At 66.7% G+C, this 21,048-nt stretch carries 19 protein-coding genes; 7 read left to right on the top strand and 12 right to left on the bottom strand.

The window, feature by feature from the left end; genetic code table 11:
- Positions 1-161: 161 nt before the first annotated feature.
- Entirely contained in the window at positions 162-1,361 is a 1,200-nt protein-coding gene (locus tag EPO55_RS03280; protein ID WP_296334987.1) for an adenylate/guanylate cyclase domain-containing protein, read from the top strand.
- Between the two features lie 5 nt (positions 1,362-1,366).
- Here EPO55_RS03280 and EPO55_RS03275 read toward each other — a convergent pair whose 3' ends face one another.
- Both EPO55_RS03275 and EPO55_RS03270 read right to left on the bottom strand, forming a co-directional pair.
- On the bottom strand, positions 1,367-2,794 hold the full coding sequence (locus tag EPO55_RS03275) for an NAD(P)/FAD-dependent oxidoreductase (RefSeq protein WP_296334985.1): 1,428 nt from the start codon (positions 2,792-2,794) through the stop codon (positions 1,367-1,369).
- 87 nt (positions 2,795-2,881) lie between these two features.
- Complete coding sequence (locus EPO55_RS03270) at positions 2,882-3,493, bottom strand: 2OG-Fe(II) oxygenase (protein ID WP_296334983.1); 612 nt, start codon at positions 3,491-3,493, stop codon at positions 2,882-2,884.
- Between the two features lie 102 nt (positions 3,494-3,595).
- Here EPO55_RS03270 and EPO55_RS03265 point away from each other — a divergent pair, with 102 nt between their 5' ends.
- The 3 genes from EPO55_RS03265 to EPO55_RS03255 all read left to right on the top strand — a co-directional run bounded on the left by EPO55_RS03265 (position 3,596) and on the right by EPO55_RS03255 (position 6,523).
- Complete coding sequence (locus tag EPO55_RS03265) at positions 3,596-4,168, top strand: glutathione peroxidase (RefSeq protein WP_296334982.1); 573 nt, start codon at positions 3,596-3,598, stop codon at positions 4,166-4,168.
- A gap of 82 nt (positions 4,169-4,250) precedes the next feature.
- Complete coding sequence (locus tag EPO55_RS03260) at positions 4,251-5,240, top strand: NADPH:quinone oxidoreductase family protein (protein WP_296334981.1); 990 nt, start codon at positions 4,251-4,253, stop codon at positions 5,238-5,240.
- 122 nt (positions 5,241-5,362) lie between these two features.
- Positions 5,363-6,523, top strand: a complete 1,161-nt coding sequence (locus EPO55_RS03255; protein ID WP_296334980.1) for a phytanoyl-CoA dioxygenase family protein — start codon at positions 5,363-5,365, stop codon at positions 6,521-6,523.
- 1 nt (position 6,524) lies between these two features.
- Here the strand turns inward: EPO55_RS03255 and EPO55_RS03250 are convergent, their stop codons facing one another.
- Positions 6,525-7,766: a glycoside hydrolase family 5 protein gene (locus EPO55_RS03250; protein ID WP_296334979.1), complete on the bottom strand. Its 1,242-nt coding sequence runs from the start codon at positions 7,764-7,766 to the stop codon at positions 6,525-6,527.
- Between EPO55_RS03250 and EPO55_RS03245 the strand changes: the two genes are divergently transcribed.
- Complete coding sequence (locus tag EPO55_RS03245; RefSeq protein WP_296334978.1) at positions 7,765-8,955, top strand: hypothetical protein; 1,191 nt, start codon at positions 7,765-7,767, stop codon at positions 8,953-8,955. The two genes, EPO55_RS03250 and EPO55_RS03245, sit on opposite strands and share 2 nt — an antisense overlap.
- Here the strand turns inward: EPO55_RS03245 and EPO55_RS03240 are convergent.
- The 3 genes from EPO55_RS03240 to EPO55_RS03230 form a co-directional block, all read right to left on the bottom strand.
- Positions 8,943-9,929 (bottom strand): hypothetical protein, encoded by a 987-nt coding sequence (locus EPO55_RS03240; protein ID WP_296334977.1) that lies wholly within the window; start codon positions 9,927-9,929, stop codon positions 8,943-8,945. The two genes, EPO55_RS03245 and EPO55_RS03240, sit on opposite strands and share 13 nt — an antisense overlap.
- A 23-nt stretch (positions 9,930-9,952) precedes the next feature.
- The gene (locus EPO55_RS03235) at positions 9,953-10,564 is read right to left on the bottom strand and encodes a hypothetical protein (RefSeq protein WP_296334976.1); all 612 of its coding nucleotides are present in this window, start codon (positions 10,562-10,564) and stop codon (positions 9,953-9,955) included.
- An 88-nt stretch (positions 10,565-10,652) separates the two neighbouring features.
- Positions 10,653-11,627: a tripartite tricarboxylate transporter substrate binding protein gene (locus tag EPO55_RS03230; protein ID WP_296334975.1), complete on the bottom strand. Its 975-nt coding sequence runs from the start codon at positions 11,625-11,627 to the stop codon at positions 10,653-10,655.
- Between the two features lie 71 nt (positions 11,628-11,698).
- Between EPO55_RS03230 and EPO55_RS03225 the strand changes: the two genes are divergently transcribed.
- Together EPO55_RS03225 and EPO55_RS03220 are read left to right on the top strand one after the other, a co-directional pair.
- Entirely contained in the window at positions 11,699-12,940 is a 1,242-nt protein-coding gene (locus EPO55_RS03225; RefSeq protein ID WP_296334974.1) for an MFS transporter, read from the top strand.
- A 249-nt stretch (positions 12,941-13,189) separates the two neighbouring features.
- The gene (locus tag EPO55_RS03220; RefSeq protein WP_296334973.1) at positions 13,190-13,966 is read left to right on the top strand and encodes a hypothetical protein; all 777 of its coding nucleotides are present in this window, start codon (positions 13,190-13,192) and stop codon (positions 13,964-13,966) included.
- A 789-nt stretch (positions 13,967-14,755) separates the two neighbouring features.
- Here EPO55_RS03220 and EPO55_RS03215 read toward each other — a convergent pair.
- The 6 genes from EPO55_RS03215 to EPO55_RS03190 all read right to left on the bottom strand — a co-directional run.
- Complete coding sequence (locus EPO55_RS03215; protein WP_296334972.1) at positions 14,756-15,877, bottom strand: hypothetical protein; 1,122 nt, start codon at positions 15,875-15,877, stop codon at positions 14,756-14,758.
- A 46-nt stretch (positions 15,878-15,923) separates the two neighbouring features.
- Positions 15,924-17,267 (bottom strand): sugar porter family MFS transporter, encoded by a 1,344-nt coding sequence (locus EPO55_RS03210; RefSeq protein ID WP_296334971.1) that lies wholly within the window; start codon positions 17,265-17,267, stop codon positions 15,924-15,926.
- A 180-nt stretch (positions 17,268-17,447) separates the two neighbouring features.
- Positions 17,448-18,314 carry a c-type cytochrome gene (locus tag EPO55_RS03205; RefSeq protein WP_296334970.1) on the bottom strand — a complete coding sequence of 289 codons (867 nt, stop codon included), beginning with the start codon at positions 18,312-18,314 and terminating at the stop codon, positions 17,448-17,450.
- A gap of 54 nt (positions 18,315-18,368) precedes the next feature.
- Complete coding sequence (locus EPO55_RS03200; RefSeq protein WP_296334969.1) at positions 18,369-19,544, bottom strand: SGNH/GDSL hydrolase family protein; 1,176 nt, start codon at positions 19,542-19,544, stop codon at positions 18,369-18,371.
- A complete protein-coding gene (locus tag EPO55_RS03195) occupies positions 19,544-20,203 on the bottom strand; it encodes a class I SAM-dependent methyltransferase (protein ID WP_296334968.1) in 660 nt (219 codons plus the stop codon). Before EPO55_RS03195 ends, EPO55_RS03200 begins: the two co-directional genes overlap by 1 nt.
- The coding region (locus EPO55_RS03190; protein WP_296334967.1) for a hypothetical protein at positions 20,200-21,048 on the bottom strand (849 nt) is incomplete at its 5' end. The genes EPO55_RS03190 and EPO55_RS03195, both read right to left, overlap by 4 nt.

The raw sequence follows: 21,048 nt of genomic DNA, 5'->3' as shown, positions 1-21,048 counted from the left end.
AGGGAACCGACCCGCTCTTGTCGGACGTCGGCGCCTGCGGCAGTCTAGGGTAAAGGGCTGATCATTCGTCCGATGTCGGATCAAGGGTACTGCGCGCGGCATCTGGTCCGGCACGGCGTGGCCGCCGGTCGAGCGTCCCTCTGAGCGCCTTCGAAAGCCTGATGCGCTGGGCCGGCCGCATCGGCGTCGCGCCGGGCGACGGCAGCGACATCGCCCTCCAGAAACGGCTGACCGTACTGCTCTCCGTCGGGCTGCTGCCGTTCACGCTGCTGTGGAGCGCCATCTACCTCGCCGCCGGCGCGCCGCTCCCCGCCGCCGTCCCGGCGCTCTATACGCTGATCACCCCGGCGAACACGCTGGTCTTCGCCTGGAGCCGCAACCTCAAGGCCTATCGCTTCGTCCAGCTCCTGATGTTCCTCGTCCTGCCGTGGCTGCTGATGATGAGCCTGGGCGGGTTCCGGGAGTCGAGCGTCGTGATCATCTGGGCGGCGCTCTGCCCGCTCACCTCGCTGCTGATTGAGGAACTGCGCCAGACCCTGTTCTGGATCGTGGGCTTCGTCGTCCTGGTGATCGCGAGCGCGATCCTGCAGCCCCATCTCACCCCGTTCGGTCTGCCCGAGGTCTTCGTCACCTGGCTGTTCGCCCTCAACGTCGGCGGCGTCATCACCATCGCCTTCGTGCTGCTCTACTATTTCGTGAGCCAGCGGAACTTCTTCCAGGACCGTACCGAGATGCTGCTGCTCAACATCCTGCCCAAGGAAATCTCGGAGGCCCTCAAGGCCGGGCCGCGCACCATCGCCGAGCAGTGCGACGCCGCCAGCATCCTGTTCGCCGACGTCGTCGATTTCACGCCGATGGCGGCCACGATGACGCCGCTGCGGCTGGTCGATCTCCTGAACGACGTCTTCCAGTGCTTCGACGATCTGGTCGAGGCGTATGGGCTGGAGAAGATCAAGACCATCGGCGACTGCTACATGGTGGCCGCGGGCGTGCCTCGCCCGCGCGCCGATCACGCCACGGCGATCGTCAACGCCGCTCTCGACATGCAGGCGGCAGTGGCCGGGCGCAGCTTCGGCGGCCGGCAGCTCACCTTTCGCATCGGCATCAACTCCGGTCCGGTCGTGGCCGGCGTCATCGGCCGCAAGAAGTTCATCTACGACCTGTGGGGCGAGGCCGTGAACATGGCGAGCCGCATGGAATCGCAGGGCGAGCCCCGGACCATCCAGATCACGCGCAGCACCTACGAACTGATCAAGGATGCGTTCGTGTGCGAGCCCAGGGGGACGATCAAGGTCAAGGGCGCCGACTTCGTCGAGGTCTGGCATGTGCTGGGCCGGAAGCCGACTGCCCTGCCCGGCTGAGGTCATCAGCCGCGAACCGTGCGGTCCCAGTCGATCTCGACCTGCTTCACGTCATAGTCCTGCAGCGACTTCCAATGCCGCTCCAGGTCGCCGGCAAAGAGACCGCGCGTGAGGCCCGCCACCAGCTTCGGCACCGCCGTCGTCATCGCATTGATGCTGCTGCCCGACGCGCCGAAGCTCAAGGTCGCGCCGATGCCGAACAAATGGATGTCGGCCAGGAAAGGCGCCTCGCCCGGCACGCGCTCGAGGAAGGCATAGTCGGGCCCGAGATAGGGATAGGCGCCGAGCAGCTCGTCCTCCTCGCCCGCCGGCGGGGCATAGCGGTCGCGCCAGAGCGCGATGCTCCCGGCAAAGGGCGCGAGCTCGGGCCTGAGGCGCATGTCGTGGCGGATGCCGGTGCCGCAGATCGCGTAGTCGGCGCGGAACGGGCCGCGCGCGGTCTCGATGACGAGGCCACCTTCCTCCAGGCGCGCATCGGTCCAGCCGCAGCCGAGATGCAGGGTGAAATCAGGAAAGGCGATGGCGCGCTTGTAAGTGTCGGCGGGGAAGCCCTCGCGGGCGCGCAGGATGGTGCCCATGATCCGCCAGCGCCATTCGTCGGGCATGTCGCCGATGTGCTTCAGGAATCCGGCGAAGGTGAGCCAGCGGTAGCGCTGGACAAGCGTCGGCTCCGGGCCGCGGCAGAAGAGATGGACGCGGGCGCCGTGCTCGAGCGCCACGCAGGCATTGTCCATCGCCGAGGCGCCGGCGCCCAGCACGGCGACGGTGCGACCGCGCAAACGCTCGAAGTCGATCATCTCGCAGGTGTGGGCGCGGCGATCCGCCGGCAGGGCGCGGACGAAGTCCGGCATCCACCACTCGCCGGTGCCGTCCTGTCCCGTGGCGAGCACGAGCTTGCGCGCCGCCAGCACTTCGCCGGTGGAGAGCGTGACCAGCAGGCAGCGGCCGCCATCGTCGAGCCGGCCCGGCGCGATCGCCGTCGCAGCGACGCCGTTGCGCACCGGCAGGCCGAGCACGCGGCGATACCAGCACAGGTAGTCGTGCCAGTCGCCGCTCGGGATCAGATAGAGGCGCTCGAAGCTGCCGGCGCCGCGGGCGGCGTCATACCAGGCCTCGAAGGTGAGCGCGGGCAGGCCGAGATCGGGGCCGGTCTGGTCCTTGGGACTGCGCAAGGTCGGCATGCGGGCGTAGGTGACCCACGGGCCTTCTCGGCCCTCTTCGGCGCGGTCGATCAGCAGGATGTTCCGGACGCGATCGCGCATGAGCGCGAAGGCGGTAGCCAGTCCCGATTGGCCCGCGCCCACGATCAGCACGTCGAGCGCCGGTTGCCCACGATGAAGGCGCGGCACCATCCATTCGGTGCGCGGATGCGCCGTCATCTCGATCTCGCGCGCGACCCGCGCCTCGAGGGTCTGCAGTGCAGCGGAAGTCATGCGTCCATTCATACCATCCGGGAGAGCAAGCGGTATGCCACGGCGAGCCCGCGTGGGTGGACTCGTGCCGGCTTCAAGGTGCTGGCGTCAGCCGCACAGCCAGATGTTCACCGCGAAGCGGCCGTCGGCGAAGGCGCCGTCGGGACAGGAGATCGTCTCCACCTCATGGCGTGCCGACGACGGAAAGACGAGCAGGCTGTCGTGCGTCGGCTCGATCTCGATCGACTGCCCACCGCCCCGATCGAACAGCCGCAATCGGCCCCCCGTGAAGCGGCGCGGACGGCGATGGAGATAGTAGACCATCGTGAGCCGCCGGCGGCCGCCGGGCGTGTATTCGTCGCCGGTGTAGGTGTCGGTATGGGGCCGATAGAAGGCGCCGTCGCCATGCGCCACCATCTCCATCTGCGTGCTGTTGGCGGGCGTGTGCGGCATCTCGAACGCGGTCTCGAGGCCATCCTGCAGGGCCAGCGCCTTGCGATGCAACGGAGCGGCGAAGGTGCCGAGATCCTTCAGCACCGACGATTGCCGAACGACCGCGTCCAATCGGCCCGCACCGTGATCGTTGAGCCTGGTCGGCGTGAAGCGCACTTCGGCGGCCAGGCCAAAAGCCAGTAGGCGGGCCGCCTCGGTCTCGCCCAGCCAATCGGGAAGGATGCGATGAGGCAGGAACCGCCCGGCGAGGAATGACGGCTGCGGCATGCCCCTCTGTCGGCGTCTTCGCCGGGGCGGGCAAGGACGAACTGGTGGCGGCAGGCCGATCAGCCTTTGCGTGGACCGTCCCTTTGTCGCTAAAGGTTGGACATGATGATCATCCGCATGCTCGCCTTCGCCGCTCTGGGCGCCCTCCTGTCGGCGGCCGGCATCGCCTGGGCCCAGGCCGGGCGCCAGCCGATCGACTGGTCGACGGTGTCACTCGAGTCGATCGGCAGCGGGCCGCTGCCGACCGCCAGCTACAAGGGCCACGTCGTCCTGCTGGTCAACACGGCGTCGCTGTGCGGCTTCACCGGCCAGTATCTCGGCCTGCAGGAACTGTGGCGCCGCTACAAGGACAAGGGGCTCATCGTTCTGGGTGTGCCGTCGAACGATTTCGGTGGCCAGGAACCCGGCACCAAGGAGGAGATCAAGCGCTTCTGCGAAGCCACCTTCGACGTCACCTTCCCGATGGCCGACAAGCAGGTCATCACCGGCGCCGGCGCGCACCCGCTCTATCGCTGGGCCGCGGCCCAGACGGGCGCCCTCGGCACCCCTTCGTGGAACTTCCACAAGATCCTGATCGGCCGGGATGGCCGGGTCATCGACTGGTTCTCGGCCGCCGGCGGCATGGGGCCGAAGCTCGAGCGCGCCATAGAGGCAGCGCTGGCGGCGAAGGAATGAGAGGCGACCAAGGCGCTGGGCGTCACCGTTCCGCTCGCGCTGCCGCCGCGGACCTGCGAAATCATCAAGGAAGGCCCAACGGATGAAAGCGATCCAGGCGGCCAGCGTGGCGTCGCTGGAGGAATACGCCGAGGTCGAGCTGCCGGTGCCTGAACCGGCCGCGAGGGAGGTCCGCATCGAGGTCGCGGCCAGCGGTGTCGGCTACGTCGACGCGCTGGTGGCGCTCGGCCGCTACCAGGTGAAGCCACCCCTGCCCCATGTCCCGGGCAACGAGATTTCCGGCCGCATAAACGCCGTGGGCGCCGGCGTGACCGGCCTCGCAATCGGCGACCGGGTGATGGCACAGGCGCGGAGCGGCGGCTTCGCCCAGCAGGCGATCGCCGACGCCGCTTCGGTACGGCGGCTGCCCGACGGCATGCGGTTCGACCAGGCGGCTGGCTTCCGCGTCAACTATGTGACGGCGCTGCATGGCTTGCGCGATCGCGCGCGTCTCGCGCCGGGCGAGCGCCTGCTGGTGATCGGCGCGGCCGGCGGCGTGGGATTGGCGGCGGTGCAGATCGGCCACCTGCTGGGCGCCACGGTGATCGCCGTCGCCTCGACCGAAGAGAAACGCGCGCTGGCGCTGCGGCACGGCGCCGACATCGCGCTCGACCGCGAGCCCGAGGGCTGGCGCGAACGGCTGAAGGCGGCGGCCGGCGGCGGCATCGACGTGGTGTTCGATCCGGTATGCGGACCGCTGTTCCAGCCCGCCTTCCGCTCGCTCAACTGGGGCGGACGCCATCTCGTGGTGGGCTTCGTGGGCGGGATGCCGGCGCTGCCGGCTAACCTGCCGCTGATGAAGGGCGCCGCGCTCGTGGGCGTCGACTACCGCCAGTTCGCTGCCGTGTTCGAAGTCGAGCGCGCCGCCGGGCAACTCGACGAATTGCTGGACTGGGTGGGCAGCGGAAGGCTGGCACTTCCGCCCGTTCGCGCCTTTCCCTTCGCTGCCTACCGCAAGGCCCTCGCGTTCGCGCTGAGCGGCCAGGGCGCGTCCAAGACAGTCCTGACGGTGAGCGGCACACTGCCGGCGTGATCCAGCTTACGTGATCCGGCTTATGGGATAGGCAATGGCGTCCGCAGAGCGGGCGACAGCGTTTGGCCACCGGCGGACGACCGGAGTATCGTTGCGGGCTTCCCGATCCAGGAGATCTTGCGATGGCGACGCCCCAAGCCACACCAATTCAAAGGCCCGCACCCCTCACCGCCCAGGATCACGCGCGGGCGATGGCCGACTACAGCCGCGCAGGCGAGGCCCGGGCCCGGGCGCTCGGCAATCGCGGGCCGATCCGGTTCGATGCGGACGGCAAGCTCGATTCTGCGATCCTCGACTCCTACTGGACGCACGGCTTCTACGTCTTCGAAGGCGTGGTCGGCGCTGAGGAACTTGCCGAACTGCGCGCCGACGTCGATGCCGTGCTGGCGCGCGCGCCCGCTTCGCCCGAGGCCGACCGCGACCGCAAGGACGGAATCATCAAGCCACCCTATCGCTGGGCCAGGCCGTTGAGCGATCCGGTCGGCGGCACCGACGCCAACAATGGACGGCATCCCGTCGAAATGCTGCAGCCGACCTTGGGCGAAAGTGGCCCCGCCTGGACCGTGGAACTGCTCGATGGCAATTTGCACCTGATGGATGCCGCGCTCCGGCTCTACGGCCATCCCGGCCTGCTGGGCGTGGCGGCGGGAATCCTGGGCGACGATTTCGTGCCCTACAACGAGGTGACCTTCGTGAAGGAGGCCGGCCTCGGCCCATCGGTGGCCTGGCATCAGGACGGCACGACGCACTGGACGGCGCCGGACTGGGATATGGGCGCACATGGCTTCAACTTCATGACGCAGCTCTATGCGAGCACGGCGGGCAACGGCGTCTGGGTACTGCCCGGCAGCCACAAGCTCGGCAAGGCCGACATCAAGAGACTGGTCGCCGGCAGCGGCTCCGACCGGATCGAAGGCGCCGTGCCGATGCTGTGCGCGGCCGGCGACACGATCATCACCAACCGCCAGCTCCTGCACGGCTCGTTCGCCAACTCCTCGCCCGACCGGCGCATCACGCTCAATGCCGGTTTCTTTCCGCGCAAGCGCGTGCTGGGCGTGACGGCGCGGCGGCTGAACGGCGTGGTCGAAACCTACGACAAGGCGCGCATCGATGCGCGCTGCCGCATCCTCCAGATCGCCATCGACGCGCGCAAGCAGCGCTTCCCGCAGGAGCAGAGCTACGTCTATCGGCCGCTGGCGGGCCAGGAAGAGAACAATCGTTGGAACGAGACGGCGCGCGAGACAGTGCTGAAGAACTATAATCAGCGCGACATGTTCATCTAGGCTAGGGCGCCGATTTCAATCCCAGCGACGCCAGGTAGCTCCAGCGGATCACGCCGTTCCTGAATTTTATGCCGTCGAGATACTCGGCGACGGCGCGGTCCACCATCTCATCCGACGGCCGGTCCATCCGCTTGCCATCGGCGAAGGCTACGATCTCGTTCCAGCCCTGCGGCCGCGGAATCGAGACCACCGTCGAGGGCGTGTCCAGATTCTTGAACGTCCAGAACGACCAGCCGATGCCATGCGTCTCATGGAGCTTGCGGAAGCGTTCGTTCCATTCGTCGGTGAGCTCGCCGGTCTCGCCCAGGAACAGCGGCACATCGTGGAGGTTGGCGAAGTTGAGGTGCCGCTGGATCGAGTCGCGCTTCGTGGAGGCCCAGAACGAGTGATAGGTGTAGGCGAGGTTTTTCGCAAAGGGCGGGCCGAACATGGCGAAGCTGGAACTCCACTGGCCGCCCGCGAGGAACACGATGCGGCCGGGATCGACCTCGCGGATGGCTGCCGTCGTCCTCTTGTAAAAGGGTTCGAGGCGCGCGTTCAGGGTCGCCACCTCATGGTAGGGCGCGATCGGCTCGTTCAAAATGTCGTAGCCCAGGATCGCCGGGTTGCCGCTGTAGCGCTCGGCAATCGCGCGCCACAATTTTATCGTGAGGTCGCGGTCGCGCGGCACGTAGAACATCAGCGGATAGCCCGGCCCGTCGTCGTGGTTGATGCCTGTCTGGCCGCCGGGGGCCGCGTGTAGGTCGGGAATGACATAGAGCCCCGACTGGGCGGCCCAGCCAACGACGCGGTCGAGCAGCGCCCAGCCATCCCCCGAGATCTCGCCGTCCGCGGTCATGAACAGCCGGTAGTGCAGCGGCACCCTCACCATGTTGAAGCCGACCGACTTGATGAAGAGGATGTCGTCCTGGGTGATGTAGGTGTCGCGGTACTGGCGCCAGAAGGCTGCCGCGCGTTCCGGACCCAGCAGGCGGTCGAAGGCGCCGAAAATCTGGCGCGGCGCCTTGGCGACCTCGAACTTGAACATATAGCCCTCGGGCATCAGCCAGTTGCCGAGGCTGATGCCCTTGAGATGGATGGTGCTGCCGTCGGCGGCGATGAAGTTCTTGCCTTCTATGCGGACGAGCCCGCCCTGCGCGCCGGCGGGCGCCACAAGACCCAGGATCAAAAGCAAGGGCATCAACAGGAGAGCTGCCAGCAGGCGCATGACGGCACTGTAACAGCCGACTAAGATTCGTCCCATGCTTCTTGCCTCCCTTCTCGTGCCGATCGCCGTCGCCCTGATCGTGCTCCTGGTCCAGCGCATCCGGCTCCCCGCCTTCCTCGCGATCATGGCCACGGTGGTGGTCTATGGCATCGCCGCCAACATGACGTTCCAGTCGATCGGCAAGGCCTTTGGCCTGGGTTTCACCAACGCACTCGAGCAGGTGGGCCTGCTGGTCATCGCCGGCGCGCTGGCTGGCGCCGTGCTGCTGCGCACGCCGCTGGGCACCGGAACCTCGGCGGTGGCGGGGGTGCTGGCGGGTCTTGGCGGCTCGGCGGCGGGCGGACTTGCCCTCCTGCAGCCGGCCGGCCAGGACGCACCCAGGCGCGCGCTCGGCATGGCGCTCACGCTGCTGGCCGTGGCGGCCCTCATCGCACCCTCGCCGCTTGCCGTGGCGGCGGCGTCGGTGATGAAGGCTGACTTGCGCACCATGCTGATGACCGCCGTGCCGGTCGCTTTCGTGGCCGCGGCGCTCGGCTGGTGGCACGTGGTGCGGCTGGAGCCCGCGACGCAGCCGCCGGGCCGGCTCACCTGGGCATGGCTCTGCATCGGCATTCCCATCGCGCTCCTGATCGTGCAGTCGGTGGCGCAGATGCCGAGCGAGCCGCTGGGCAAGGGCGGCGCACGCGAGTTCTATACCGGCATCGCCAAGCCGCTGATCCTGACCGCCATCGCCCTCACACTAGCCATTGTGCTCGCGCGGCGCTGGGAACCTTCCACCCTGGTCGGCCGCTCCTGGGCGCCGCTGCTGCTCGCGGTCGGCGCATCAGGCGGGCTCGGCCGCGTGTTCGACGAGACCGGCATGGCCGAGCTTTTGGCCGAATACGCGCTGCACTCGCGCTACGGCGTGCTGACGCCGTTCCTGGCCGCGGCGATCGTGAAGACGATGCAGGGCAATTCGCTGACCGCGGTACTCACCGCCTCGGGCATGGTCGAGCCGATGCTGCCTGCCTTGGGCCTCGACAGCGCCTCGGGCCGGGCGCTGGCGGCTGCGGCGGTGGGCGCGGGCTCGATGGCCATCTGCCATGTGAACGATCCGTTCTTCTGGATCGCGGCGTCGATGGCCAGGCTCTCGCCGGGCCGCGCGCTCTATGTGATCTCGCTCGGCAGCGCGCTGATGGCTTCTGGCGCGCTGGTCGTCATCGCGGCGATGCGTCAGCTCTTCTGAGTGGGTGTCGCGGCGGTCGCGACCGCACGCGTGAGGCCCGAGACGGCCGAGGCGAAGCCGCATAGTGCTTCGAGAGTCGACCCGGACTCCGAGAGAGCGGCACGGATCGCGCGGTCCTCGTCCGACAGTGGACGGTCCGCGCGAGGCAGGGCGAGCGCCTCCGAGATGCCGACCAGCAGTGTCTCGATCGACACTGTACGCCCTCCCTGCCACGGCTGCTCGTGACGCAGCCAGACGTCGAGGTCGACCGCCAATTCGTGACGGCCGCCGCGCTCGGACGCGATGTCAAAGGCCGATGCAATCAGCGCCCCGACCGTGCCATCCGGCGCCGGTGGCGCCGTCGGCGCGTAGATGATGAGCGGTGCATCGACGAGGGCCGCACACCATTGCAGCAGTGGCTCGCCCCTCGCCAAGAGATGACTGAGTTCGGCGGCGAGACCCGGCAGGTGATGTCGCCTGCCTTCGCGGACCATTTCGACGAGGTCGGCCAGCACCTGGCCCGAGAGTGCAGTGGCGGCGAACCACTCGCGGCCCTGGGCTTCGTCGGCGCCCAGACGCTGCAGCAGCAGTTCGGCGTTTTGTCGGCGTTGGGTGCGGGCGCGTTCGTTGCCGGCATGGTCTACCGGCGCTGCGGTCTCCTGGACGATCTCGGGTGACACGAAGCCTTCTGGCGCGAAGTCACTCGAGGTGCCGATGATCTGGCCGCCGGCGGCCACCACGGCCTCGTCGCCGCGCCATGCCACGGTCAGCCGCAGCAGGCCGGGCGCACGCAGGCGCAGGTGAAGCGTGCGCACGACCAGCGACGCGTAGCCCTCGCGCTGAAGCTCGACCCGCAGGCGCCCCGACGCCTTGGCGCGAATGGTGAGCCCCTGCCGTCCGTCGCGCTTGCGCAGCAGGGTCTGCGAGACGGCGGGCGGCCACGACGCCACCTGCAACTCGACGAACAGATTGCCTTCGGCCAGATCGTCCGACATGCCTGCCTCTACAATTCGATAACTTAACGCAACGTCGCGGAGGCGCTCGCCAGTCGATCGCTGGCCGGCTCGGCGCAGCGCCGCACGACGGCGACGGCCTTGCCGCCAGCGCCGGCGCGCAGGTCAATCTCCGCCTCGCCGTCGAATGCCGCGGGCGCGCCGGGACGCTCGCTCACGAGATCGAAGCGCAGCAGCATCGTTTGCCCCGCCTGCATCGCCTCGACGAGGTGCTGCGACAGGACCGGCGCCTGCTGGCGCCGCGAGTCGGCAAGAATCACGCGATCGCCGGCAAAGAGAATGTCGACAGGGAAGACTTGCCCGTCGAGGACGATCTCGGCCCGCGCCGTGTCCTTGAGGCCAATCGGCGGCGCGCCGTTGGGCAGCAGCGGCCCCGGCGACGACAGATAAATCTGGAGCTGCAGACCGCGCGCGGCCCCGGCCTCCTCGCAGACCAGCGCCACGACGTCGATGTTGAGGTTGCTGGCGGTCGGTTCGGCGACGGCGTAGCTCGGCGCCTTCACACCCTCCTCGAGACGCCAGCCGCCCGCCGCCGTCGCCGGACTGGCGCCGGCAAGGGCGGCCGACAGCGCCAGCGCCGCCAAGCCGGATCGTCCAATGTTCAAGAGGGTCCGCATGACCATGTCCTCCCACGTGGGAGGCAATTTGGACCGTTCCGGGGCGGCCCCCATGATCTGGATCAAGCGGGCGCCAGACTCCCCGATCTCAGTCGAGTTTGACGCCCGAGGCCTTGACCGCCGGCGCCCAGAGCTTGCGGTCCTGGGCCACGACGTCGTCGAAGCCCTTGCGGCCGGGGGGCGGCATGTCGAGGCCGAGGTCGTTGGCCCAGCGCTTCTGGATGTCGGGATTGGCCAGCGCCTCGGCGATGGCGGACTCGAGACGCGCCAGCACCGGCTCCGGCGTGCCGGCGGGCGCACCGACGCCGTACCACGAGGTGGCGACATAGCCCGGCACGGTCTCGGCGATGGCCGGGATCTCGGGCGCGGCCTTGGAGCGTTGCGCCGAGGTGACGCCCAGCCCCTTCAGCTTGCCCGCCCGCACATGCGGCAGCATCGACGGCATGTTGGCGAACATCATGTTCACCGTGCCGGCCATGAGATCGTTGTAGACCGGGCCCGCGCCCTTGTAGGGCACGTGGATGATGTCGACGCCGGCCATGGACTTGAACAGCTCGCCGCTGAGATGCAGCGACGTGCCCGGCCCCGACGAGGCGAAGGAATACTTGCCCGGCTCTTTCTTGCAGAGCGCGATCAGCTCGGCCACGTTGTTGGCCGGCAGCGACGGCGTCACGCCCAGCAGGTTGGCAAGAACGGCGAGGCGCGAGACGCCGACGATGTCCTTGTCCGGATTGTAGGGCAGCTTCGAATAGAGCATCGGGTTGAGCGTGTGGCTCGCCACCGAGATCAGGCCCAGCGTGTAGCCGTCGGGTGCGGCGCGCGCGAGTTCCGTCGTGCCGATGTTGCCGCCGGCGCCGCCCTTGTTCTCGACCACGAAGGTCTGGCCCAGGATCTTCGAGAGCTGGTCGCAGATCAGCCGGCTCACCGTGTCGGTGCCGCCGCCCGGCGCGAAGGGGCAGATGAATTTCACCGTCTTGTTGGGCCAGGCGCCCTGGGCAGAAACGATGGCGGGGGCGAAGACCGAGCCGCTGGCGGCAGCCAGAAGCGTGCGACGTTGCAGCATGGCGTTTCCTCGATGGCTTTTGGTCTTTGCGACCGTTGGTCCTGACGTTAGCGTCCCTCACAATGAATGCAATGGAGGAACCGCCGAAGAGTCCGGCCAGCAGACCGGTACGCGAACTGCTGCGCTCGTCCGACTTTCTGCGCCTCTGGCTGGTCGGCGCCTTCGCCAACGCCATGCGCTGGCTGGAGATGCTGGCCTCGGGCCTGTTCGCCTGGGAGCTGACGGGCTCGGCGCTGGCCGTCACCGTCGTGGTGGCGGTGCGCCAGCTGCCGCTGCTCTTCCTCGGCGCCTTCGCCGGCGCCATCTCCGAGGCGATCAACCGCAAGCTGATCCTGATGACGGCGCTCCTCGTCGCCGCCGTCACCTCGACGCTGCTCGCCACGCTCGCCACCACCGGGCATCTCGAACTCTGGCACGTGGCGCTGGGCAACCTCGTCTCCGGCACCATGTGGACCACCGAGATGTCGACCCGCCGCCGCATGGTGGGCGAGGCCGCGGGGCCTCATCGCATCGTCCAGGCGATCGCGCTCGACAGCGCCACCAATGCACTCACCCGCATGGTCGGCCCGCTGCTGGGCGGGCTCGCCTTCGAATGGCTGCACATGAGGGGCGCCTACACGATGACGGCGCTGGTGCAGTTCGCCGGCGCCTTTGCCCTGGCGGGCCTCGTGCACACGCAGGTGACGCGCCGGCTCGCCGTCGCCAGCATCCCGGGCGAGATCCTGGAAGGGCTGCGCTATGCCTGGACCAGGCCCACCATCCTGCTGGTGTTCGCCGTCACCGTCGTCACCAACCTCTTCGCCTTCTGCTACACTGGCCTGGTGGCGCCGCTCGGCCTCGGCGAATTCCACGTCTCGCCGGCGCTGGTGGGCGTGCTCGCCGCCGCCGAGCCGACCGGCGCGCTGCTGGGCGGCACGCTGATCGCCGCCGGCCTGTTGCGCATGGACCGCCGCCTCGCCTTCGCCGGCGGCGCCGCGCTGTTCATGGTGGCACTCGTCATCATGGCCGTCTCGCCCGTCTTCTGGCTGGCGCTGCTGGTGCTGTTCGTCGGCGGCTTCGGCACCGCGGGCTTCGGCAACATGCAATCGACCCTGATGCTGACCGAGGCGCCGCCCGAGATGCGCAGCAGGCTGATGGGCCTGGTCACCGTCGGCATCGGCGCCGGCCCGCTCGGCATCCTGGCGGTGGGCGCGCTGGCCGGACCGCTGGGCCCGCGCGGCGCGGTGCTGGCGATGGCGGTGGCCGGCCTCGCGCTCACCGCGTGGCTCGCGTGGGCGTTGCGCCAAAGGCCGCCGGCGGCGCCCCGGGTCTGAGGCGCGATTTTCTGGACACGAGTTGTCCAGAATGTGTCTGTCTTAAAATTCACAAAGCGCCGGCCCGTCTGGATCAAACGATTCTTTTCAACGCAGGCCCGAATCGCGGACCTGTCCATCAATTCAGGCGCCTGCGGCGCCTGCAGACGCCGAAGGAGCTGCGCTGGGGCGGCGCGACGAAAGCAATGAGGTCCCTCTGGAAGCCGGACAGCGTGTGCGAGATACTTGTCGTGCAACCCGAGGCCCGCCATGGCACCCGACGAACCTTCCCGGAAACCGGCGATCCTGTCCGCGACGGACGACGAGCGGCGCCGCATTCTCCGGGAGTATTTCCGAACCGCGCCGTCGGGCGTCGCCCATTTCCCCTGTCCCGCGGCACTGAAGCCCCGGCCGGTGGATCCCTGCGACGACAGGAGCTGGCAGATCTACGCCATCGATGGAAAATCGGGCTACGTCGTCGATCTCGATTTCATCGATCGCGCCGCCGCCCATGAGAACTTCGCCATCGTGCCCAAGATCCTGATCGGCGTGACCACGGTGTCGGCGCTGTTGCTGCTGGCTTCCCTTTTCAGGGATCCTGGCTTCATTGCCTTCTTCGCCACCTTCATGATTGTCGGGTTGGCCGCGTGGATCTTCTGGAGCAGCGTTTTCTACCTGCCCCTCGGATTTCGCCTGCGCGGCCGGCAGCGTGTCGTTTTCGACGACGATCTCGCCGAGGCCATAGTCTCCGTCGAACAGGGCCTGGATCGACGGAGAGCCCTGGTCTCGGTCGGCGCCCGGGCGACGGGCATGGCGATGGGCCTCGCCGTCGGCGCCCTGTTCGAACCGGCCGCACAATTCGTCGAGCGCAGCGTCGGGCCCAGTCCCCTCGCCGAAAAATTCGGCGACCTTGCCGGGCAGGCAACGGCGGCGGCCATCGAGAACGCCGCCGAAGGGCATGTGAACCGCCACGGCGAGCGGCTGGCTTCGGAACGACCGTCGAAGGAGACAAACCCTGTTCGGCCAGGCGACACGGAAAAGAGTTGATTTTCCTTCTCCGACACACCCTTAGGCTGTTTCGCCGAACAACTCGTGACACTCGAAACAGTGTGTCGGAAGTTGTTCGGCTTGCGTGCTCCACACACGGATTTCGAGTCCCGTGAAACCGGCAAACCCTTCCACATTCCCTGCCTGGGGGAACTCACGGGTTGAAGAGGCCGGTGGCCACGTGGCATCGCCCGAACAAGCCCAGGGCAATGGGAGGGCTGGCCGGGTTTCTCCCGGCTTTTTATGCCGATCCGCTGGAGTGACCTTCCAGGGACCGACTGGGTCTTGCGTCCCGCAGCAAATGCGGTCGGGTCGGCCGGCGGCGTACCCGGCGGACGGCCCGCAGCACAGGACCCCCAGCGTGACTCTCGTCACGTGGAGCAGGTGCTGCGAACAACCCGCCGCGCCAGGGGTTCATGGCTGCGCGCGTATGATCGATTCGCGTCAGATTGTGCCGCACCTCCCGGAACGGCCGGATGAGGGAGGCGCTGGCTCCGTTCTTGATCGGCAGGGACTGCGCCCTTGCCCCAGTGGCACCGCGGCCAGCATCCGAAGACCTGGCCCCTTGCATCGCCCGCATGTGGAGAGCGGGACGCCACCCGGTCACGACTGGAAACTGTTCCTTGGGAGCCGTCCCGCGCAAGTGAACGGGCGGCTCGGCCTTCGAAGTCAGGCCTCGTGCGACGATAGCGAAAAGATAGAGCGAATCCGGCTGAACCTGTGAATCGCCTGTCGCAGATCAGGGTCGCACGATTCGCCAGGCTGCCAGCACTGCCAGCTATCTTTCCGTCATCGAACGGGCAGCGTGAGAGCCGGGATCTGGGTGAAGACGCCGGTCTCGGCGAGGGACGTGAAGATCAACAGCAGGGTGAAGCCACGCTTCGATTCGAAGTCGTTGTCGTCGATCCAGTACCAGGTGCCCCGATAGTGGACCGCCACGAATGCGTTCTCTGGAGCGCTGGAGCCCGAGCGAATCCTGACCAGAGGCCTTTCCCTTGGATTCACCGAAGCGATCGGCCGCGCCGTCGGAATCGTGCGGCCCGCCGCGACATGTTCGGGCGGCACGTCGACGCCCATTGCCAGATCGATGAGTATTTCTCCCATCGACCGGGAGAGCACCGCCAGTTCGTTGGCACCGCGCGGCGCCGGCGCGAAGATGATCGTAAGGTCGCCGTCTTTTTCAGGTTTGACGCGTAGCGTATCCCGAACGAACTTCACATCCTGATTCACCGCTGGCGTTTTGCCCTCGATGATGGTCACGACGCCCACTTCCTCGCCCCCACGCTTTTCCGTCCGGACGCTCAGACGCCCGGCGATCTGGAGACGTCTGAAGGCGTCGAGCAGGGGGTAGAACTCGGGATCCGCCGGCTCCAGCACGCCGCCCGAAACGTGCTGGTTCTTGATACCGTTCAGGGAACGCACGGTGACCTGCAAGACGGTGTCGGCGGCCTGGCCGGCCTGGATGAGTTCGAATATGCCGGCGGGCGGAATCGGCCTGATAAGGCGCTTGGTAAGCTTTTCTCCGCCGAGCGGCGCATAGGAGATCGTCGGCCGATCCCCGTAGCGGACCCCCGCTCCCACCACCGTGGAGCTATAGGGCAACTGGTTGGAGGCAGGGAGTGACAGGTCGTTGGTGGTGACGCCCACCGAAACATTCGTGTCCAGCGTGTATGAGCTGACAATCGAGGAAACGTCCAGAAAGGATGGCGCGTCGCCATACCGAATGTGCACGACATTGCTCAGCGTCTGCACCTTCCAGGAAGTCGAAAGAGCACTGAGGTAGTCGGTGCGGTCCCGAGGCACGCTCGCAGGCCCGATCGACGAGCAGCCGGCAATGGCTGGAAACAGCACGATCGTTCCAAGGAGCGGTGCTCGCCGCAGAAAGTCGAACATCCGAAGTAAGGTGGGCAAGAAGTCTCTCCTCCTCATTGTCGTTCCCAAACCGTCGGGCACCACACTACAGCTTCGCCAAAGGCCGACCGGACATAAGATGAGTTTCGATGGCCTCGAGGGAGTGGTTCGCGGTCTCCGGCACCCGCAGCAGCGTAAATGCGACGCCGCACAGGCAAACGACCGCGAAAATCGTGAAGGTGAAGGCGAGGCCCGGTCCGGCCAGCAATAGAGGGAAAGTGAGGACCACCAGAAAGTTGAAGCCCCAATTGCTGATCGACGCCATGCTCATGCCCGCGCCGCGCATATGCAGCGGAAAGACCTCCGACATCATCACATGGGGAAGCGGCCCCAGGCTGATCGCGAAAGAGGCGATGTAGAGCAGGAGGGCGGCCACGACGACCCACGAAGGCACGAGGTTCGGGTTCGCGACCGCAACGGCGATCAACAGCATCGCAAAGGCGGTGCCGCAGAATCCCAGCACGAGCAAGGGACGCCGTCCCAGCCTGTCGATGAGATACATGCCCAGCATGGTCGCCAGAAAATTCACCGACCCGACGCCGACCGTCGCCAGTCGCTGGGTGCTGCCGCTGTCGAAGCCGGCCTTGCCGAAGATTTCGGGAGCATAGTAGATCACGGCGTTTATGCCGCTGAGCTGCTGCAGGAAGTAAAGGCCCATGGCGACGATCAATGCCGGCCTGACGAGCGGCGCCAGAAGCGCAGCATAGCCCGCTTTCTTTCCCGTGGTGGCCGCCAGGCTACTGCGGATCTCACCCAGTTCGCGGTCGACGTCGGCGCCCGCGCCGCGCAGCCGCCGGATGCTGGCTTTCGCCGCATCGGAGAACCCTCGCAAGACGAGCCACCGCGGCGATTCCGGCAGGAATGCGAGGCCGACGAGAAACAGGCCGGCCGGTACTGCCCCCACGGCGAACATCATGCGCCACGAGCCGCCGCTGCCGAAGGCAAGGCCGGCCAGGTAAGAGACGAGAATTCCGAACGTGATCGCCAGCTGGTACGTGGCGACAAGTGCGCCGCGAATGGCGCGCGGCGCGGACTCGGAGATATAGAGGGGGGCGACGACTGCTGCCAGACCGATGGCAAAACCGAGAACGAACCGTGCAACGACCAGAATCCAGATGGCGGTCATTGCCGCGGCGATCAGGGCGGCGGCGGCGAACACGGCGGCGGCGACCATCAGCACGCGCCGGCGTCCAAACCGGTCCGTGACCCGCCCGGCGAAGCACGCCGCGAACAGAGCCCCGAGCGGAACGGCCGCGGTCATGAAGCCGCTGACGAAAGGAGTCATCGGGAAGTCTTTTTCGATCAGCGGCAGCGCTACGGCGATCACCCCTTCGTCGTAGCCAAACAGAAACCCGGCGATCGCCGCGACCGCCGTCAAAAAATAGATCATCGACGACTACCCATCCCCCGGCAGCGCAGATCAAGTCCGAACCGCGATGGCCATCTCCCCGGATTTCAAGCTTTGCACGGTGCAGGAAGGTCGCCAAGGCAATTTGTCAGCCCGGCATGGATCGGCCTAGGCGAGCCGAACGTTCCCCAAGACGCGGGAACGACGGCCGTTAGCTTCGTGTCAGCGGCGGCCCGTCGGAAAGATCGGGCGAGGTTGGGTGTGCAGGTAGGCCGCCACATCCCAGGCCTGCTGCACGTCGAGTTGGGGGTGCTTGGGATCGACGCCGCGCGGCATGTTGCGCATGACGAACTTGGCGGCAATCGAGACGTAGTTCATGCCGGCTGCAGAGTTGAAACTGTCGGGACCCCAGAGCGGCGGAAAGCGATAGCCCTGGCCGTCATTCGCCGAACCGATGCGCGCACCCTGGCCATCCGGCCGGTGGCAGGTAGTGCAGACCTTGGCATAGACCTCGGCGCCGCGCGCGGCGTCGGCCGGCAAGGCCGGGCGTGGCATGGGCTGGGAGGGTTCGGCGGGCGGACCGCCAATGAACTTCACGTAGGCCACCAGGGCGTTCATTTCCCGCGACTCGTCGGGCAACGGCCTGCCATCCATGGAATGCGTCATGCACTCGTTGAGGCGATCGCGCAGTGTGACCTCGCGCTTGCCATCGGGCGAAATCCACGGAAATTTGCGAAAGACCCCCACCAAAGGAAGAGCGCTGCGAACCGTCCCGGCATTGAGATGGCAATCCTGGCAGGAAAGACTGTTGCCCGCAAAACGCATGACGGGCTGGGACACGTCCGGCCCGATGATGGCGTAAGTCTCGGTGACAAGCCGGTATCCCAGCGCGACGAGATCACCTTCCGCGCCCGCAGGCGCCACGAAGCCGGGACCGCTCGGACCATAGTCCGGCCACGTCGTAGGCGGCACCAACGGCGAGGCCGACACCTGTGGTTTCGAACGCGGCGTATTGAGGCCCAGGGTCGCTACGCCGACCACGGCGCAGACGGCGACAAAGACTGCGGCAAAAATGGCGCGCCTCGTCATGGCGATGCCGCGATCAAGACAGTCGAAGAAGGCAGGAAGAAGGTCGCATGACGATCATTGCTTACCCACCCCCTGCTTTTCCGTCAATCCTTCCACCGGGACTCTGGCTCCTTCCAGGGTCGAAGCGATCAGTTTCGCCGCCAGCGCATTGCCGCGGGCGGTGAAATGTCGATCGAAATAGAAGGCACCTGATTCGCGGTCGGCTCCGGCGGCGGCAAATCCATCGTGCGTGTCGAGGGCCGTCAACCCGGCGTCCCTGGCGCAGGCAAGCACTGCGGTGATGCGCCACCGCAACCTCGCAGCTTCGCGGGTGTCGACCCCGGTGAGGTCGTTGCGAAAGGCAACGACAACTCCCTGGGCCTCTTCTCTCTTCGCCAGGGCGGCAAACCGCTGCATCAACCGGCAGGAAAGGAGGTTGGTATCGACATCGGTCTTGATGGAATCGCCATACCAAAGGTCGTAGCCACCAAGCTGGCGCATGATGAAATCCAGCAGATAGGAATAGCCGAGAATCCGTCGGGCCGGGTCGAGGGGACCTGAGACGGGAGTCGTCGGCACCGGCACGTTGTGCAGTTCGAGGCCGTCGCCGCTCGGCCGGAAATATGGCTTGTGCACCGCATGCCGAGCCGCGAGGCCCGCGCGGTTCATATCGTCTTCGATGAAGGCGAGTATGATTGCCTGCGGCTTGAAGCGGGGAGCCAGGCGTTCGGCGCGCAGGACCATCTGATCGAGTCCGTAGCCGCGCACGCCGGCATTGAGGACGCGCCGGCCGGTGTCACGCGCAAGGTACGCAGGCCAGGCGTCGTCATCCTTGACGGCCCAGCCTTCGGTGAAGGAGTCGCCCACCGCGAGAATCGGAGGTTCCCCGGCAGGGGGAGCCGGAAGATTGTGATTGCGCATCCCGTCCGCGGAAAAGGATACGGGCTGACCCATCAGCGTCCCCGCTGCACCGCCGACCGGTTCATGGCCCAGGGTGGCGTCATAGCGCATGACCGGCGAGTTGACCGGGTTTTGAGTCCGGTGACCGGTCGCCAGGTTGAAAAGAAAAGGCCTGGATGAGGTCAAGGGATCGAGGAAGCGTACAACCGCCTCGCCGACCAGCAGACAGAAGACGATCGAGGCGCAGCTCAGAGCCAGGCCTCCCCACAACCCGGGCCGCGCCTCTCGAGGTCCATGCAATTTCCGCCCGCGGGACATCGCGGATCCAGGGCTCTTCTCCACCGTCGACATCAGGCAGCGCCACGCCCTTCCAGTTTCCGCGTAACGATCGCAATCGAAGAGAACAGGAAGATCGATTCGAAACGGGAGCTGCGCTCCCATGGCTCGTCATACCAGCCGCGCGTGGCATCGTGCGCGGCCTGTTCATCGACGAGTTCCTTGATGAAGCCGACCATGCCGGCATGGTGCGGTTCGTTCGCCCGCCAGGTCTGTCCATCGGGCCAACGTTCCCAGTAACCTGTGCCCCAGTCCTCGATTGCAAACAGTCCGCCAGGCCGAAGGTGATGGTCGAACAGGTGCCAGAAACTCGCACGGGTCGGCACGGCGATATGCGACGCGTCGTCGATCACGATGTCGAACCCGTCGGGCGCCACTTCAGCGGCGATCTTCGACAGCAGCGCGGTGTCTTCCTGCCGTCCCTTGTAGATCCTGATGCGATCGTCGTTCTTCCCGGCCACCTGCGGCTCCACGTCGAGCCCGGCAATCGTTCCGTTCGGAAAGTAGTCTCGCCATAGTTCCAGTGAACCGCCGGTACGAACGCCCAACTCGAGCAGCTTGACCGGCCTGTCGATCAGCGCTTCGAAGATGCGGTCGTAAACCTGCAGGTATCCATTCGGGATCTTGTCCGTATCGTACCGTCGGAGATCGAGCTCCCTGCTGCGATGCCTCATCTGACGGCCCCCCCTCGTCCAGTGATGCGCTCTATCAGCCCCGCGAGCACGCCGATATTGCGACGGTAGAGCGCCTCGGCATGCCGATCGAGAGCCTCCAGCATCGCCGCGTAATCCCGCGCGCTCAACTCTTGCATTGCCTGCAGCCCCGACGCCAGATCGTCGTCCGGATAGCAAACCATGTATTGCAGGTCGAACCTCTCGGCGACCGCGCGGTTGACGACCAGCGGGACACCCAATCCCAGCGCATACGGCACCGCCGCCGGAAGTTTCAGAGTGTAAGAGCCGCCATCGACGTAGTCGTCCACAAGCGGGAGGAGAAAGCGGCATGTCCTTATCTTATCCACGAACTCGCCGTACGGCAGATAGCCTGTGAACTTGAATCGCGGTTCGAGGCCGCGTTTGCCAATCTGTTCCTTGAAGTACTTGATGAACCCGCTGTCGAGAAACTCCGCTGTGTTGCGACTGCCGCCGATCATCCGGATGTACCCATCCCCCCGAAGCGCCTCGGCGCCTTTGACGAGCGAGTGAATCGCCTTGCGGTCGTAGTCGATGATTCCCGCGAAGGCGGTCTCCCCCGTCAGTCTCTCGGGCAGACGATCGCGGATCTCGAAAGGAAGAATCCACTCCACGCCGTCGCAGACGCTCGCGAGATGGGCGGCCGCTCGTTCCGTCAGGGCGATGACGGCGTGCCTGCCGTCCGCGCAATGGCGCGAGAGGTCCTCAACAGGAACGTCGCGGCGCAACAGCATCGTCGCGCGGTCGGCAGGCACGCCGTCATCGCCCTGACGGAACGAGCGGCCGCCCATCTCGCGAGCGTCTGCGACGGCGTGGAGTGGATTCTT

It is taken from the genome of Reyranella sp. (assembly GCF_004296935.1).
Taxonomy (GTDB): Bacteria; Pseudomonadota; Alphaproteobacteria; order Reyranellales; family Reyranellaceae; genus Reyranella.
This window is presented reverse-complemented; position numbering and strand designations above follow the sequence as displayed.